This is a genomic window from Gillisia hiemivivida (assembly GCF_007997295.1).
Taxonomy (GTDB): Bacteria; Bacteroidota; Bacteroidia; order Flavobacteriales; family Flavobacteriaceae; genus Gillisia; species Gillisia hiemivivida.
This window is the reverse complement of record NZ_VORY01000001.1, coordinates 49,294-62,757: the sequence shown is the minus strand read 5'-3', so window position 1 is coordinate 62,757 and position 13,464 is coordinate 49,294. Positions and strand designations below refer to the sequence as shown.

Sequence of the window (13,464 nt, the reverse complement as noted above, 5' to 3'; positions counted from 1 at the left end):
AAAGACAAGGCTTCCGAGAGATCGGGAGCCTTCTTTGTTGGAGGTGGGTACAACATAGGTACAACATTTTTGAGCGCTACTTTTTTATCTTTCTTTTGGTTATATTTATTCGATTGAAGCAAGTGCAGCCATGGAAAAATTTATTCTCAATTCTGGAAAGGTTTTGGCTAGGATACGATCCAGCATCAACTTTTTCCTGGAAGATAAATTGCAAGGCAATCCGAGCCATATTTTTTATTTTTTGATGGCACTTTTCATCCTGTATATTTTATTGATTTCTGCAGTATTCGGATTCACGGTGTTAATAGAAAACGCTTTTGCCTTTATGGTAATGGTTCTGCTTTTGGCCATCATTTTATTGTGGCTTGCCATACGCCATGAGTCAGATAAACATCTTCAAAAAGATAGGCACTCTTTTACCATAGCACCGATTAAGAATTCTAAAATTCGATATGATCTTCTCGATCTTGATGAAGATTCGCAAAAAGAATTTAATAAACTGCTGCAAGGAAGAAATGTCCAAACTCAGATCAATTTCAAAATTGGTAATAAAAGCGGGGAGTCTGCCAATCATAGAATTCTTTTTGTATTGTTTGATGAATTACTGGCAGGAGGTATTCAAGAGTTTAGTGGAGATCGAAAAAAACGCTTCTTCCAATTGCTCATTAATTCTTTTCTAATGAACGGTGAATCGCTAAAAGAAAACACCTTAAAGTCAAGTTTTTCCTTTTGGAAAAATGATCAGGAAAAAATAAATTCTAAAAATCAGCGAGAATTAGTCAAACGCATGCTTGGTAAGGAATAATTATAGCATAATCTCTTTCTTATGTGAGTTATCGTATTGATTTACAGGTATTTGTTTTCATAAGTTTGTCCTGTACAAAAATGTAAAAGGCCTTTTACTCATTTCTAAATTTAACTTAAATGTTATGAATGAGCAAAATGAATTATTGGGATTATTAGAGGATATTAAAGGACTACTATCCCACAGAAAAAAAGTAATGAACGTTGAAGATCTGGTACTATATACCGGACTTTCAAAAAGCAAAATTTATAAGCTTACCCATTTAAAGCTTATCCCAACGGGAAACAATCCAAACATCCGCCAAAAGTTTTTTGACAAAGAAAGGATTGACGCTTGGCTTCTTGGTGATCCTGATCTTTCAGACGAGTTTCTGGAACAGCAGTTTAATAAGAAACTTCTGTCAAACAGAAAGTAACTCAAATACACTATCAGATGAAGAACACTTCTTACATCCGCGTGGGCACTTGCTATTATAAATCAGTAAATGTGCCAACTATTTCTGGAAATTTCAATAAAATCATAGTGCCTTGGAAGATCGAAACCCTTAGGACTGACCATGGTAAAGATTTTATAGGCAATATTAACAAATATGATGGCTTTACCTGTATTCCAAGCCATCAGAATTTCAAACAAGAACTCTATGGATTTTACAATACCTATAGTCCATTGCCTTATAATCCAAAGGAGGGAAAGGTCGATTTTTCATTGCGATTGGTAAAACATATTTTTGGAAATCAATTGGAACTAGGATTAGATTACTTACAACTATTATATTCCAAGCCTACTCAAGTATTACCCATTTTATGTTTGGTTTCCAAAGAACGGGTCACTGGCAAAACGACTTTCCTAAAATGGTTAAAAACTATTTTTGACAACAATTTTACGTATGTGATCAATGACGATTTTAGCAGTCAGTTTAATTCAGATTGGACCAATAAATTACTTATTTGTATTGATGAAGTCCTGTTCAATAAAGAAGAACTTACCGAACGAATTAAATATTTGAGCACAACTAATTTCAATAAAATTGAAGCTAAAGGAAAGGATAAGCGGGAAGCAGAATTCTTTGGAAAGTTTATCCTCTGCAGCAACAATGAAGATAATTTTATCAAGATCGACAGCGATGAAACTCGTTTTTGGGTTTTGAAAATTCCTTCACTTAAAAATGAAGAAACCCATTTTTTAGATCATCTAGAAACTGAAATACCGGCATTTTTAAATTATTTACAGAATCGTCAGTTATCTACTCGGCATAAAACAAGAATGTGGTTTTCTACTGAAGAAATCAAAACCGATGCTTTGGAAAATCTAATGCAAAATAATCGCAGTAGGGTGGAAAAAGAACTGGCTAGCATGATCTTGAGTGCGATGGAAACTTTTGATGTGGATGAGATAGACCTTTGTCCTTTAGATGCGCTCCAAGTATTGAACCGTACCCGGGTCAAAACCGATCTTACCCAATTACGGCAAATTCTCAAAAAAGATTGGAAACTAACCAATCAAGACAATTCACTAACCTACAAAAAAATGATAATCTGGCAAGATGGAGGGCTAGGATTGACAGATTCTATAGGACGATATTTTACGGTAGGCAAATCCTTTTTATCGAAGAATTTTGGTGAGGCGCTACAAAATAAAGCGTGATGAGAGATTGATGACACTGCGAACCCTAGTCTTTTCGGATGTTGCCTTTAGACGCTCATCATTTCTTACAATTCAGCAAACTACTGAAGAAAATGCTATTAAAGTATTCTTTCTTTTGATGAATGATGAGAGATAAGGAATAAGGCTAGTGATATCAAGGGTTTTCGTGCTCATCGTTTTCTCATCAAAAAAATAATGATGAGTGATATCAAGTTGATCTAATAGTTTGAATAAATGCTAATGAAAAAAAAATATTCATTTGTAACCTGCGAAAGAGCCCGAAATCTTTCCATCGTAAAAACGCTGGCCAGATTCGGGCACTTTCCAAACAGGACAACGGAGAAAGAAGCCTGGTTTCTGAGTCCCCTTCGGTCAGAAACGCAGGCCTCTTTCAAGGTTTCTTTGATTTTGAACAAATGGCATGACCATGGAGTAGGAAAGGGCGGAAACGGGCTGGATTTGATTGTGGCACTTAATAAGTGTTCAGTTAAGCAGGTCTTGGAACTTCTAAATGACAAGGGTGATCTTTTTTCTTTTCAGCAGCCTATTTTAAACAAGGAAAACTCTCCAAAAATTGAAGTTTATGAAGTGAAGCCAATACAACATCAGGCTTTGATCCAATATTTAGATTCCAGAAAAATTTCAATAAAAACAGCAAATCTATACTGTAACGAAATTTGGTACGGCTTCAAAGGGAGAAACTATTTTGCCATGGGACTTCGGAACCATTTAAACGGATGGGAACTTCGGAATAAATTCTTTAAAAACTCCAGTTCCCCAAAAGCCTATACCTATTTGAAGACCCATTCAGATCGTCTGATAATTTTAGAGGGGATGTTTGATTTATTATCTATGGCTATATTATTTCCTAATGAACTTATAAATATAGATGTGATTGTTTTAAACTCACTCTCTTTTTTAAAACCAGTTTCCTATTTGTTTAAAAATTATAATGAAGTTGATCGGTATTTGGATAATGATACAGCGGGAATAAAATATTCGAAAGAACTGATTCAAGACTATAAAAACCTCAGAGATAAAAGTTGCCTCTTTGAAGGTTATAAAGATTTAAATGAGCAATTAATTTAAATACGAACAAAGATAAAAGTTTAATGAGACCTACAATTAAAAATTTAAAAGCCACAAGGGAGATTTCATTTGGGATAGCAAAGCAAGATGTGTCATTGTCATGACAATCTTGCTTTGCTCCCGGAGGTTGCAAAGATTTAAAAAGAAAAGTTGAAAAGGGAATACATCCAGATACGCTGCTCGATCTACGAGAAAAAACTACTCAAAAACAGAGCGGCCAAAGCAGGTATTTCCCTTTCCGAATATCTGCGCTCCACTGCTTTTCAGAAAAATATAGTAGAAAGGATTACCCAAGAGCATTTAGAATGTTATCAACTACTCGTGCAATACAAAAACAACTTTAGCCGGATCAGCAATATGTTTAAAAAAGGGAATCCTCAGCTGGCTAAAGAAGTAAAACAGTTGTCGGAAGAGATAAGAACACATTTAAATAATTTCAGAAAATGATCGGCAAGGGAAATTCCATAGCAAGAACGGGAGCCTCTATAGATTATGGATGGAACCAAGAAAAGGATGCCGAAGTAGTTCTTAAAGAATATCTGGCCGGGGATACTCCCCAAGAAATCACTGAGGAATTCAAGATCATTCAGTCGCAAAATGAACGTTGCATCAATAATACCCTGAGTTTTATCTTAAGTCCTACGATTGAAGATGGAAAAGATTTAAGCGTAAAAGACTTGGAAGAACTCTCTAAAAAGTTTTTAAAGGAGATGAACCTGCAAAACAACCAATCCATTGGATTTGTTCACCGGGATAAAGAACATACTCACGTGCATATCAATACTAACCGAATAGGATTTGATGGAAAGGCGTACAATGACAGTTTTATTGGAAAACGAAGTCAGCTAGCCGCAGATAATGTAGCAAAAGAGCTAGGTCTAACAAGAGTTAGAGAAGTGCAACAACAAAAATTACAGGAATTAAATCCGCAGCGACTGGCAATAAAACAGATCAATGACCGGGTACTGGAAACAAGACCGAAATCACTGGATGAATATATTAATAAAATGAAAGAGCATCAGGTAAAAGTGATTCCAAGTATCAATAAATCAAATCAAATACAAGGCTTCCGATTTGAATATAAAGGCATCAACTTAAAAGGAAGCGATGTGCATAGATCTATGACTGGAGGTAAACTCATTGGAGATATCACTAGAAATTCAGCATACATAAGGATGAAAGAAGTACCCAACAGTTTGAAACTGATGGATAAGACAGTTCAAGTCAGCACTAATATGGCAGCTAGTATAGCCAAAAACTTAGTGAAACAAGTAATAAAGAGAAGCTTAGATACAGGAATAGGATTTTAAAAAATTAAAAGGATGAAAAAGCTTGATGAAATTATGGAGCTCATGACCGATGAGATGGCTGACTTTAAAGCAGCAATTTTGGAACTCGAACTGCTTTCAAAACAACTCTTAAATTTAAGCATTCCAATTACTACAGAAGCACTCGAAAAGAACCTGAACATTTTCTTGGAAAAACAGGAAGAAGAAAACCGGTTAAAAGATGAAGTTCTCAAAGAAATAGAGAAGAAGCTAAAGCATGCCAGAATAATTCCGAATTACCTGTTGATCCTATTCGGAGCACTTGGAATAATTGCATTAAGTTTATTGGGTTATTTTGGATATACCGCCAGAGCATTAGAGAAAGAGAAGTTTGAAATTTACCGAATAATCTTGGAATCAGAGAATGATAGTTATCAGCAATATCTTTCTATAAATCCTGAAATTAAAGATGATTATTGCGAGTGGCTGGAAGGAAAAAAGTAGGATTTGTCATGACAATTGACCTTGCCGCAAATTATCCTAATTTTACAGTAAATGGTTCCATAACCCCTATAAAACGGTAATTTTTTACTGTAAATTATAGATCATAAGTAGTATGCGCCCTATGCTGTTTTTATTTAACGCTTAACTTCCCGTACGCTATAAAAACAGCACAGGATCCACGCGCAGGTTAGTTATGGTAGATATGGGGCATTTTATTTGTTTCTATTTATAAACCACCTGCAATATAAAAGAATAGCTACAAGTAACACAACTATTATTGCTAATGCTATAAGCTCCATCCTTTCTTAATTTGAGATAATAAACTTCCACATTTCTTTTAAGATAATGTTTATTTTTACTAGTAATGTTATAGCTGTATTATGAGTAAGTTAATTCAATATTAAAAATCTGTCATTAGTTTATAGCTTCAAAATAATTTATACAATTTCTCCTTGCGTGTGTAATAATATTATCTAGATAAGGAAATAAATATTTAATACTAGCTTGACTTTAAGTTAATAAGACTCAGCTACATTAGTAAAATAATTAGCGAAAATTTGAGAAACCTTAATTTCGATACTAACAAAAATAACTATTTGAGAATTTCTTCACAGAAAAGCTCAAAGAACTTTCTCTCTACTGCTTCCAAAATTTTAATATCAGGTAACTTCTATCAATTCTTACAGGAAAATATTATAACAGTATTTTATAAAACAAGAATAAGCTCAGTGATTTCTCCAAATCAATATCCAAACAAAATTTTCGGACTACCTACACTTAACCTTTTTAACCACCTCTATGAAAAAACGCGAAGTTGAAGTTCTTGTAATTTCCGATATCCATTTAGGCACCTATGGCTGTCACGCGGAAGAACTTATATCGTACCTCCAAAGTGTGAAACCCAAAAAACTAGTGCTGAATGGAGATATTATAGATATGTGGCAATTCAACAAACGCTACTGGCCACAATCTCACATGCAGGTAATTAAACATATTACGGGTTTAATGGCCAAAGGGACTGAGGTATATTATATCACGGGAAATCATGATGAAATGCTGCGCAAATTTGTGGGCTTTCAAATGGGAAGCCTAAAGATTGTCAACAAATTGGTACTGAAACTGGATGGTAAAAAAGCTTGGATCTTTCACGGAGATGTTTTTGATGTGACCATGAAACATTCAAAATGGCTTGCCAAACTGGGAGGGAAAGGTTATGATCTGTTAATATTAATCAATCGGTTTGTCAATCATATTTCGAAAAAATTCGGGAGCGGAAAAATTTCATTTTCAAAAAGAATCAAAAATAGTGTAAAAGGAGCTGTTAAATTCATCAATGATTTTGAACAGGTCGCGGCAGATATTGCTATAAGTAACCGCTATGATTATGTGGTTTGCGGGCATATCCATCATCCTGAAATAAAAAAAATTTCTAATTCAGATGGAGAAGTTACATATCTCAATTCTGGAGACTGGGTGGAGAATTTAACATCATTGGAATATCATAAGGGGAAGTGGCGTGTTTACCATTTTATGGAAGACCTTCCTGCATTACGCGCACTTAAAATGGAAAAGGAATCCAAAACCCATTCCCTTTCAAACAACGAGATTTTTGAAAATTTAATAAAGGAATTTAGTATTATAAAAATTCAAGAAACCAGGTAAGCTCATGAAAATACTTTATGCCATTCAAGGTACTGGAAACGGGCATTTATGCCGGGCTTTAGATATTATTCCAGCCCTTAGAGAAAAAGCCGATGTGGATATTCTCGTTAGTGGAGTACAGGCGGATGTCGGGCTTCCTTATGAGATAAAATTCAACCTGAAAGGGCTGAGTTTTATTTTCGGGAAAAATGGCGGTGTAGATCTTTGGCAAACATTTGCTAAGAACAAAACCAAAAGGCTTATTAATGAAATTCGGAATTTGCCCTTAGAGCATTATGACCTGGTCATTAATGATTTTGAACCCGTTTCGGCCTGGGCCGCCCTTTTAAAAGGAATTCCCTGCATTGCATTAAGCCATCAGGCAGCGGTACTAGATATCTGTTCCCCTCAACCGATCAAAAAAGACCCTTTCGGCCGTTTTATTCTGAAACGATATGCTCCGGCAAAAACAAAATTCGGCTTTCATTTCAGCCAGATAAATGACAATATTTTCACACCGGTTATAAGAAAACAGGTTCGTGAACTAAAAATAGCCAACAAGGGGCATTATACGGTTTACCTTCCTGCCTATTCAGATAAAAAGCTTTTGAAAATTCTCGGCAATTTCCCCAAGGTACAATGGAAGGTCTTTTCAAAACATAACAAACAGGCAACAAGTTTCCAGAATATCGAGATTCAGCCTGTGAACAACGAGCTGTTTTTAGAAAGCCTGGCTTCTTCAAAAGGAGTGATGTGCGGTGCAGGCTTCGAAACTCCGGCTGAAGTGTTATACCTTAAAAAAAAGCTACTAGTTATTCCGATGAAAAATCAGTTTGAACAACATTGTAATGCTGCAGCTTTGGAAAAATTAGGAGTATCCGTTCTTAAAAATCTTAAAACAAAACAGTATTCTGAAATAGAGAAATGGCTTGCAAATGATTGTATTGTTAGCGTGGATTTTCCAGATAGGACTTCTTCAATTATTGACATTGTACTTTCTACCTACCACCAGAATTATCCTTCTAAAGAAACTTCAGTTTCAAAAGACCTTGAAGTTATTTAAATGATTGTAAAACATAACATTTTTAAAACTGATGGAAGACTGTTCAGCAAAAAGGACTTTGGACCAGATTTTAAATGGGGAGTTTCAACTGCGGCATTCCAGACCGAAGGAAGCCCTGCGGCAGGTGGAAAAGGACTGTCTATATGGGATAATTTTTCAACCAAAAAAGGGAAGATCTTTAAAAACCAGTCGGCTGAAGTCGCTTGTGATTTTTACAATCGTTATGAAGAGGATATAGATCTTTTAAAATCTATGAATATTCCCAATTTCAGGTTTTCCCTTTCCTGGTCAAGGATTATTCCCACCGGCAGCGGGTCTGTGAATCAAAAGGGTCTTGATTTTTATAATAAGATTATTTCCAAATGTCTGGAGAATGGAATAGAACCCTGGATAACTCTTTATCATTGGGACTTGCCTCAAGCCTTGGAGGATAAAGGAGGTTGGACCAACAGGGAAATCCTAAACTGGTTTGGTGACTATGTAAAAATATGTGCTGAAACGTTTGGGGACAGGGTTAAAAACTGGATCGTCCTGAACGAGCCGATGGTTTTTACAGGAGTTGGATATTTTTTAGGGATACATGCTCCAGGGCGGAGGAGATTAAAAAATTTCATTCCCGCGATGCACCATGCCACACTTTGCCAGGCCGAAGGAGGAAGAATTTTAAGAAAACACGTTGAAAACGCAAATATCGGAACTACTTTTTCCTGCTCTTCTATTGAACCTTTTCGCAATAGCCAAAAAGATAGGAAGGCCGCTATTAGGGTAGATGCTTTAATTAATCGCCTATTTATTGAGCCTGCTTTGGGAATGGGATATCCATTGGATGAACTTCCTTTCCTTAAAAAACTCAATAAATATTATAGACCGGAAGATGACGAGCTTGTAAAATTTGATTTCGACTTTATTGGAATTCAGAATTACACCCGGGAAATTATTAAACATTCCTGGCTTGTCCCATATTTACAAGCCAAAAACATTACAGCAACAAAGAGAAAAGTTCCGGTGACCACTATGAAATGGGAAGTTTATCCAGAGGGAATTTACAAGATGCTGCATAAATTTGGAGCCTATAAAAATATTAAGAAATTATACGTTACCGAAAATGGCGCCGCTTTCCCAGATACCTATGAAAACGGCAAAGTTCATGACAGGGAACGGCTAGATTTCCTCAAGGAATATTTGAAACAGGTCCTCAAGGCGAAAAATGATGGTGTGAATGTACAGGGATATTTCGTGTGGAGTTTTACCGATAATTTTGAGTGGGCCGAGGGATATTATCCCCGGTTTGGCCTGGTATATATAGACTATGAAACCCAGAAAAGAATAATTAAATCATCTGGCAAATGGTTTCAAAATTTCCTAAGTAAGTCAGCAATTTTTTCCGTATTAAAATGAGGTATTGGCACTAACCAAATGTGGAAGGTATTTCTTCATGGTGTACACAAGTACTTTGAAAAGGATGGGCTTGGTAATAAAATCATCCATTCCTTTAGAAAGTGCTTCATCGCGATCTTCTTCAAATGCACTGGCGGTAATGGCGATTATTGGAGGCTTGCTTATTGTATATTTTGAATGTGTCTTGATCATATTTGTGGCTTCAAGTCCATTCAGTATAGGCATGTGAATATCCATTAAAATAAGATCGAAATCCTCCAGAAGAAAAAGCTCATAGGCTTCCCTGCCATCTTTAGCCAGTACTGAATTTATACCTAATAAGTTCAGCATCTTAACTATCACTAACTGGTTAATTTTATTGTCTTCAGCAACCAGCACCTTATAATCACCCAAGGGTGGTGGTTTCTTCTGAAAATTCCCGATGCTAGTTGATTGCTTATAAGAATTGCTCACCTTTTCAGAAGACAAACTGAAATAAAATTTCGACCCCTTGTTTATTTGACTTTCCAGCAGGAGCTGGCCTCCCATCAATTCTATTAGCTGATTGGTAATAGTAAGTCCAAGACCGGTTCCACCATGTTTACGGGTAGTGGAAATATCTTGCTGTTCAAAAGCTTCAAAAAGCTTGGATGTATCTTTTTTCTTTATTCCAACTCCAGTATCTATCACTTCAAAATTGAGGGTTACCTCATTCTCTGTTTCTGAATCTTTAGAAACTTTTAAGAGTACACTACCGTGATGCGTAAACTTTAATGCGTTGCTTAAGAGGTTCAAGAGCACTTGTTGAATACGCATAGAATCTGCATTAATTTTTTGAGGAACTTCCTCTGCGCATTCAACAAGAAATTTCAGGTTTTTCTCCATTGCTTGGTAATGGAAAATTCCTTCTAAGTTATTTAGGATGAGCCTTAGATCTATAGGACGTGTATCAACAGACATTTTGCCAACCTCCAGTTTAGAATAATCAAGGATCATATTTACTACATCTAACAGATGATTTGCAGAATATTCAGCTACCTCAAGAGACTTCTGTTGTTCAGTGCTTAATTTCTCAATTCCTATAAGTTGAAGCATTCCCAAAATTCCATTGAGCGGTGTACGAATCTCGTGACTCATATTAGCCAGAAACCTTGTTTTATAATTGGCCGCTTTTTCTGATTTTTCTACTTCCTTATTTAAACGCAACACTGTTTTATTGAGGGTTTCCTTTAATAATTGGAAATTGGCAAATAGATTTTTAATCTCGATGGAAGAAGGTTTAAAATCTGGTTTAGAAATTTCTTTGTCTTGGTTTTTAAGGAAATCTGAACTAATGTAATATTTAAAATTTTCATTCAGCAGTTTAATATCATGTGTAAGTGTCTTTGCTAAAAAAAGACTCACAAAAATTGCTATGATGGCTATAAAAATCGTTTGGATAATTAGGTAATTGGTATGCTGATTATTTAGTTCTAGGATGCGTGCAGCACTCTTCTCTTCCATGCTGGAAAATATCCCGTTAATTTTCCGATGTACAGATTTTATTTCTACTAAAAGACCATTTTCCGAATAGATTCCTAAAATATTGCTCAATGCGACATATTCGTTAAAGGAGCCAGAATACTGATTGAGCAAACCTTGAATTTTCTTCTTTCCTAAATATCTTTTTTTAAGGCTGTCCAGTAAAGAATTAAATTTCAGTTCGTACTGTTCATCCCCTCTAAGCAAGAAGTCTTTTTCATGCCTCCGTAATTGCAATATTTCAGCCCTAATAATATAACTGGAATCTTCCAGTGCATGAGCTGAGTTACGCATCCTTCCTTCTACACCATAATCTTTGAAGCCGCGATATTTAATTAAGGTTTTTAGTGAATCGGCAAGTTGGATAAGTTGGTTGTTATTACTAATCAGTACTCTGAATTGGCTATTGGTCCCTATCTTATATTCTTCAGAATTTTGTTCGAGGTTCAATAATCTCGAGTGAATCGCTGTAAGATTTTTCAGGTAATTATTAATGTCGGGTTGGGTATCCTTGGTGTAAAAATCCACTTCTTTGTAACCGCTTAAAATGAAATTCTGATAATTGATTATATTTTCTGAAAAATCATTTTGAATGCGGGTAACCTCAGAGGAAAAGTGTGATAAATGCTCAGTTTTATCCTGGGTTTTTAAAAAGAGGAAAAGCCATAATCCAAGAATGAACGATAGGGCTAAAAACGATAGCCATATTTGAAATACCAGAGATTTTAATCGAATTTTCAAAATTGCAGTAGGGGCTAATTTCTGCAAAAATAAGATCAATACTAGGGAGCGAAGTTAGTTTAGTATGAACTTAAAATTAATTTTAGGCTCTATCTATACCTGATGATCAAGTTTTTTTCAAAAATTTTACTATTTGATAATTTTGGCTCAATATAAAAATCATCAATCTTACCTAATTTTAATGGAAACATCATTAGTGAACATTAGAAAATTTCTTTCAGATCATATATTCCTGCCTTTTATAAAAAGAGAAGCTGTCTCCTCTTTTTACATTGAGAAAAAAGCACGTCTTAATGAAATCCATATTATTCATATCAACACCTGCGATCTCCTTCCAGATGAGGAAGGGAGAAAAAAACTTGGATTTTTTGGCAACTTATCTGATCTTCTCAAAGCAGGAGAGGAAAAATTTGAACATGTAAAATTGTGTAAATATTGCCTTAGTTAAGGGAGTTGAGAACAAAGTCATTTTAAGCTTTGGCAAAATCCTTAAAAAAATGAATTAGTTAGTACAATTAAGAATTTACCATGTTGTCAACCCGTTTTCTCCATCTAATAGAATTGAAATCAAACTTAGTATTACTTTTGGGGAGATATTTTGCTGATAAGTTCTCTGAAGCAATTTATATATAAAAATAAAAAAGTGCACGAAACCCTACATTCGTGCACTTAATTATCCAATAATCTTTAGTTAGCAAACAAACTTTAAAGATTGATTCAAAGAAAATGAATGATAACCTATTTCTTATTTATTTAATATCATTTAAAGGTTACCATTTCTTTAAGACCTTTTTATTCCTTGTTATTTCCTTTTTTACCCTAAAAGGAAAATCGGTTATGATTCCATGTACATCTAAGTTAATCATTTTACGTATCGCAAGCTTATCATTAACGGTCCACGGTATTAATTCCATATTTAATGCTTTTATTGAATCTACAAATACCTTGTTTTTTACGAGCGAATAAGAAGGACTATAAATTTGAGGCACAAAATCCAATTCCTCTAAATTTTTTTGAATTCCCTCTTCATAAACCAGGTAGGCAAGCTTCATATCAGGGTAAAATTTATGCACCACCCTTAGAATTTCAGGGTCAAAAGACTGAATATTGACAGGTCCCTGAATTTTGTTTTTTTCCAGAACTTCCATGACCAATTTTACAAACTCTAGCGGAGGGGGCTGGGAAATTCCGTATTCCTTTTTATCAGATTTTAGTTCAATGTTGTAACCTACTGGTTTCAAGTTATTGGTTTTAAGGTGATTTTGCACACTGCCTATTACCTCTGACAACAGAGGTTTATAGGCTGCAATTTTTTGTTGTTCCGGGAAGAATTTGTTGCCTTTTAATCCAATATTGAACTTCCTGATACTGTCATACGGCATCTGGTACAAATTGTAGTTTTTCTCATCTGCTTTAGCTATGATGTCCCCGGAAGGTTTTGAGACATAGACTGAAGACATAAAAGGCTCATGAGAAACCACCACTTGATGATCTTTAGATATTACCACATCCATTTCAATTATATCTGCACCATCATTAATAGCGGCAATAAAGCCGGGAATACTGTTTTCGGGCATCAAGCCTCTTTCTCCCCTATGTCCATGCACCTGTATTTCGGAAATTCGTACAGGAGGTTCTAAGGTTTCTTTATTTCTTGTATTTTTCTTACAGGAAATCATCACTAAAATAGCGATGAATATGATATTTATTTTTCTCATAATAATAAATTTGAAAATATCCTTCACTAAGTTGAGACTTTTGGGAATATAAAACTCTGCCAACATATTTAAAATTTGGCAAGATAAAGACCT

At 35.1% G+C, this 13,464-nt stretch carries 13 protein-coding genes; 11 read left to right on the top strand and 2 right to left on the bottom strand.

What is annotated here, in order from left to right:
* The first annotated feature begins 130 nt into the window (after positions 1–130).
* The 10 genes from ES724_RS00265 (at position 131) to ES724_RS00220 (ending at position 9,412) form a co-directional block, all read left to right on the top strand.
* Entirely contained in the window at positions 131–805 is a 675-nt protein-coding gene (locus tag ES724_RS00265; protein WP_146928136.1) for a hypothetical protein, read from the top strand.
* Positions 806–929: 124 nt separating this feature from the next.
* Positions 930–1,220 carry a helix-turn-helix transcriptional regulator gene (locus tag ES724_RS00260; RefSeq protein ID WP_051227763.1) on the top strand — a complete coding sequence of 97 codons (291 nt, stop codon included), beginning with the start codon at positions 930–932 and terminating at the stop codon, positions 1,218–1,220.
* A gap of 17 nt (positions 1,221–1,237) precedes the next feature.
* Positions 1,238–2,449, top strand: coding sequence for a primase-helicase family protein (locus ES724_RS00255; protein ID WP_146928134.1), 1,212 nt, complete (start codon positions 1,238–1,240; stop codon positions 2,447–2,449).
* Between the two features lie 240 nt (positions 2,450–2,689).
* Entirely contained in the window at positions 2,690–3,538 is an 849-nt protein-coding gene (locus ES724_RS00250) for a toprim domain-containing protein (protein WP_146928132.1), read from the top strand.
* 150 nt (positions 3,539–3,688) lie between these two features.
* A complete protein-coding gene (gene mbpA, locus ES724_RS00245) occupies positions 3,689–3,985 on the top strand; it encodes a mobilization protein MbpA (protein WP_146928130.1) in 297 nt (98 codons plus the stop codon).
* Positions 3,982–4,848 carry a relaxase/mobilization nuclease domain-containing protein gene (locus ES724_RS00240; protein ID WP_146928128.1) on the top strand — a complete coding sequence of 289 codons (867 nt, stop codon included), beginning with the start codon at positions 3,982–3,984 and terminating at the stop codon, positions 4,846–4,848. Before mbpA ends, ES724_RS00240 begins: the two co-directional genes overlap by 4 nt.
* 12 nt (positions 4,849–4,860) lie before the next feature.
* Entirely contained in the window at positions 4,861–5,310 is a 450-nt protein-coding gene (locus ES724_RS00235) for a DUF6730 family protein (RefSeq protein WP_146928126.1), read from the top strand.
* Positions 5,311–6,108: 798 nt separating this feature from the next.
* A complete protein-coding gene (locus ES724_RS00230) occupies positions 6,109–6,972 on the top strand; it encodes a UDP-2,3-diacylglucosamine diphosphatase (protein ID WP_146928125.1) in 864 nt (287 codons plus the stop codon).
* A gap of 4 nt (positions 6,973–6,976) precedes the next feature.
* A complete protein-coding gene (locus ES724_RS00225) occupies positions 6,977–8,014 on the top strand; it encodes a glycosyltransferase family protein (protein WP_146928124.1) in 1,038 nt (345 codons plus the stop codon).
* Positions 8,015–9,412 (top strand): GH1 family beta-glucosidase, encoded by a 1,398-nt coding sequence (locus tag ES724_RS00220; RefSeq protein WP_146928122.1) that lies wholly within the window; start codon positions 8,015–8,017, stop codon positions 9,410–9,412.
* Here ES724_RS00220 and ES724_RS00215 read toward each other — a convergent pair.
* Positions 9,404–11,680, bottom strand: coding sequence for an ATP-binding protein (locus ES724_RS00215; RefSeq protein ID WP_146928120.1), 2,277 nt, complete (start codon positions 11,678–11,680; stop codon positions 9,404–9,406). The two genes, ES724_RS00220 and ES724_RS00215, sit on opposite strands and share 9 nt — an antisense overlap.
* A gap of 154 nt (positions 11,681–11,834) precedes the next feature.
* On the opposite strand from ES724_RS00215, the gene ES724_RS00210 reads away from it, so the two are divergent.
* Positions 11,835–12,101 (top strand): hypothetical protein, encoded by a 267-nt coding sequence (locus ES724_RS00210; protein ID WP_146928118.1) that lies wholly within the window; start codon positions 11,835–11,837, stop codon positions 12,099–12,101.
* Positions 12,102–12,423: 322 nt separating this feature from the next.
* Here the strand turns inward: ES724_RS00210 and ES724_RS00205 are convergent, their stop codons facing one another.
* Positions 12,424–13,371, bottom strand: coding sequence for a glycerophosphodiester phosphodiesterase family protein (locus ES724_RS00205; protein ID WP_146928117.1), 948 nt, complete (start codon positions 13,369–13,371; stop codon positions 12,424–12,426).
* Between the last annotated feature and the right edge of the window lie 93 nt (positions 13,372–13,464).

Bases quoted from the DNA above. Each gene is read 5' to 3' on its own strand.
- ES724_RS00265 (WP_146928136.1), top strand. From the start codon at position 131: ATGGAAAAATTTATTCTCAATTCTGGAAAGGTTTTGGCTAGGATACGA.
- ES724_RS00260 (WP_051227763.1), top strand. From the start codon at position 930: ATGAATGAGCAAAATGAATTATTGGGATTATTAGAGGATATTAAAGGA.
- ES724_RS00255 (WP_146928134.1), top strand. From the start codon at position 1,238: ATGAAGAACACTTCTTACATCCGCGTGGGCACTTGCTATTATAAATCA.
- ES724_RS00250 (WP_146928132.1), top strand. From the start codon at position 2,690: ATGAAAAAAAAATATTCATTTGTAACCTGCGAAAGAGCCCGAAATCTT.
- ES724_RS00240 (WP_146928128.1), top strand. From the start codon at position 3,982: ATGATCGGCAAGGGAAATTCCATAGCAAGAACGGGAGCCTCTATAGAT.
- ES724_RS00235 (WP_146928126.1), top strand. From the start codon at position 4,861: ATGAAAAAGCTTGATGAAATTATGGAGCTCATGACCGATGAGATGGCT.
- ES724_RS00230 (WP_146928125.1), top strand. From the start codon at position 6,109: ATGAAAAAACGCGAAGTTGAAGTTCTTGTAATTTCCGATATCCATTTA.
- ES724_RS00225 (WP_146928124.1), top strand. From the start codon at position 6,977: ATGAAAATACTTTATGCCATTCAAGGTACTGGAAACGGGCATTTATGC.
- ES724_RS00220 (WP_146928122.1), top strand. From the start codon at position 8,015: ATGATTGTAAAACATAACATTTTTAAAACTGATGGAAGACTGTTCAGC.
- ES724_RS00210 (WP_146928118.1), top strand. From the start codon at position 11,835: ATGGAAACATCATTAGTGAACATTAGAAAATTTCTTTCAGATCATATA.
- ES724_RS00205 (WP_146928117.1), bottom strand. From the start codon at position 13,371: ATGAGAAAAATAAATATCATATTCATCGCTATTTTAGTGATGATTTCC.